Origin of the sequence: Mycobacterium sp., assembly GCF_019243155.1 — a bacterium.
GTDB lineage: Bacteria > Actinomycetota > Actinomycetes > Mycobacteriales > Mycobacteriaceae > Mycobacterium.
Map to the genome: position 1 here is coordinate 1 of NZ_JAFAUS010000285.1, position 2594 is coordinate 2594.

The following is a 2594-nucleotide window of genomic DNA, read 5'->3' on the forward strand; positions in this document are numbered from 1 at the left end:
CGCCGCAAGTTCGTCCCCGAGTTGTCAGCCGATCCGGTGGCCTGGCTGACCGATCAGTTGGCCGATCCGGCGGCCGTACTGTCCCGGGCCGGCGTCGAGACCGATGAGGTTACCGAGGCCGATCTCAAGGGACTCGCCTCGGCGGCCCCCGAAATCGTCGCCGCGGTCAAGCGGATGCTCGACGGTGTGCGGGACGGCGAATTGGCGCCGGCGCCCGCCGAGCCTGTCGCTGCCGCCCGCACCGGCTGGCTCTGATTTCGGCCCGTCACTCGCCGTTTTCGGCCCACAACAATGAGTGGGAGACGCGACCGTCCTCCAAACGGAATTCGTCGGTGTGACGCCGCAGCGGCTCGACGGTGGCATCCGCATGCACGATGACGCCGCCGCCTGACGGGATCCCGAGCCCGGTGACCGTTCCCTCGATCGAATGAATCGCCTGCGACAGCCGCGCCCACTCGGCGCGCTCGTCGTGTGTGTCGATAACTGGGGGGACGAGCTTGAACACATCGAGCAGCTCGGTAGCGGGGGACTCCGGTTTCTCGACGATCCCATAGAGTCCGAGTTGCACTGCGCCAGCCGAAACACCCACCAGCACTGCGCCTTCGGCGTACCGGCCCAAGATCACATCCTTCATGCCGGTCCGCTCAAACGTATTCCAGCCCAGACGCACATCGCCGCCCGCGAGCACGATCAAATCTGCGCTCGCCAAAAAGGCGCGGTCATCGGGACCGAACGATGAATCGATCATGCGACGGTCGGTGATCCCCGCAGCATCCACTGCCGCCTCGAAGATGTCGTAGTACTCGGGACGATCACCGTTCGAGGCGCCGATGTAGGCGGCCCTGACCGGTGTGGTCCGAATTCCATCGACGGCTTCTTCCAACAGCAGGCGGCCCCGCCGCTTCCAGAACAGCAGCTGGCTATCCGCCAGCAGATACAGCGGTTGGAGTTGGGTCTCGGTCATGCTTTCACCACTCAGACTTGGTTGAATCCGCCGTCGGCGGTGATGGTGGATCCGGTGGTGAAACTGGACAGCTCGCTGGCGAGAAACACAGCGACGTTAGCGATTTCGACCGGTTCGGCGAACCGGTGAAGAGGAATGGTGGAGATCCGGCCGGCGCGGAATTCGTCGATGGTGACGTCGGGATTGGTCTGTGCGGCCAGGTTGTCACTTCCCGGCGTTGCGGTGGATCCGGCGACGATGACGTTGACGCGAATGTTGCGGCTGGCGAGCTCGTTGGCCCAGGCGCGCGCCAACGATCGCACGGCAGCCTTCGAGGCTGCGTAGATGCTGAGCCCGGCGCGACCGCGGTCGGCGGTACTCGAGCCCATCAAGATGATCGAAGCGTTGTCATTGAGCAGCGGCAGCGCCTTTTGCACCGTGTGGACGACACCCTTGACGTTGGTGGTGAGCAACGCGTCGAGGTCGTCGTCGGTGATCTCGCCCAGGCGTGCGACGCGGGTGGCGCCGGCGTTGGCGACGACGATATCCAGCCCCTGGCCGGCGGCGCCGACCTCCGCATAAAGTCGGTCGAGATCATCAGGGTTGCCGACGTCGCCTGGGACGGCCACTGCGCGAGGGCCCAATTCCTTTGCCGCGGAATCGAGCTCGGTCCGCCGTCGGCCGGTTATGAAGACTCGCTCGGCGCCCTCGGCGATGAACCGCTCAGCGGTGGCCAATCCGATGCCGGAGTTGCCACCGGTGATGACCGCGGTCTTGTGGTCAAGTAGTCCCATCTGTTCAGGATCGCTGATGGGGCGAATCGATCACTCAGAGGGGTGTGCGCGCCGCCAAACCAAGCGGCCCAAGCGGGGTTGACCGCCGTCGATGAGTACGGGATGCGTCGGGCTCAATTCTAAGCGTGAGTCGCCGATTTGTGCTGCGCGGTACTGGGTTCCACCGATCCAGTTGGGCAGCAGGCTGACGTCAACGTGATGGGCCAGGACGCCATCGGTCACGCTGTAGGGACCCGAGTAGGCCAGGTATCCGCTGGCGGCGTTCGGGAGTTCGTCCTTGTGGGCAGCGGTCAGATCACCCAACTCAAAGTCTGGGCGGTCGGCGCGCATGATCTGTGCGGACATGTAGCCGTCGGCGGTGTACATGATCCCTGCGCCGCCTTGGCATTTCAGCGGTCACGACGGAACCCTGAGCGATCAAATACTCGCTTCCGAGGGGAATACAACGAGGAAATCCTCAAAGAGCTTGGCTGCACCGGTAGCCAGATCCACGAGCTCAAAGACAGCGGCGCCCTGATCAACGCGAGTTAACCCTAGGTTTCGCCGTTCTCAATGGGCGGCGGGGGCGGGGCGAGCTCTCGAATCTTGCGAGTGCGGATTCGAGGTCGTGTTCGTCGAACGTCTCGCTGCGATTTCTCAAGCCGCCGTCGACCGTGAAGACGTCGATCCCTCGCCATTGAGCTTCGAAGCCCGCGCGTGAGGATACCCGCGCGCATCATCCTCGCCGCGGGTTTTGATCAGACGTCCGCCGCGCGACGTGACGACCTGTTCGACGAGCTCGTCATGTCGTGCGAGCGCTGCGGCCATGGCCTCGGCGTCGGCCTCCCATGCCGCGGTTGATCCCTCGATATCGGTGA

Annotated in this window: 4 protein-coding genes and 1 pseudogene; 1 reads left to right on the forward strand and 4 read right to left on the reverse strand. The window is 64.3% G+C overall.

The features are described 5' to 3' along the window. A pseudogene (locus tag JOZ00_RS14055) lies at positions 1 to 255 on the forward strand (hypothetical protein); the annotation flags it as partial. 10 nt (positions 256 to 265) lie between these two features. On the opposite strand, the gene JOZ00_RS14060 reads toward JOZ00_RS14055, so the two are convergent. From JOZ00_RS14060 to JOZ00_RS14075, 4 genes are all read right to left on the reverse strand, one after another. Next, a complete protein-coding gene (locus JOZ00_RS14060; protein WP_293344562.1) occupies positions 266 to 964 on the reverse strand; it encodes a Type 1 glutamine amidotransferase-like domain-containing protein in 699 nt (232 codons plus the stop codon). Between the two features lie 11 nt (positions 965 to 975). Further along, on the reverse strand, positions 976 to 1737 hold the full coding sequence (locus JOZ00_RS14065; protein WP_293344563.1) for an SDR family oxidoreductase: 762 nt from the start codon (positions 1735 to 1737) through the stop codon (positions 976 to 978). A 30-nt stretch (positions 1738 to 1767) separates the two neighbouring features. Beyond that, positions 1768 to 2103 carry a lipocalin-like domain-containing protein gene (locus JOZ00_RS14070; RefSeq protein ID WP_293344564.1) on the reverse strand — a complete coding sequence of 112 codons (336 nt, stop codon included), beginning with the start codon at positions 2101 to 2103 and terminating at the stop codon, positions 1768 to 1770. 270 nt (positions 2104 to 2373) lie between these two features. Continuing rightward, positions 2374 to 2594, reverse strand: a 221-nt coding sequence (locus tag JOZ00_RS14075; protein WP_293344565.1) for a hypothetical protein, incomplete at its 5' end; no start/stop codon positions are given.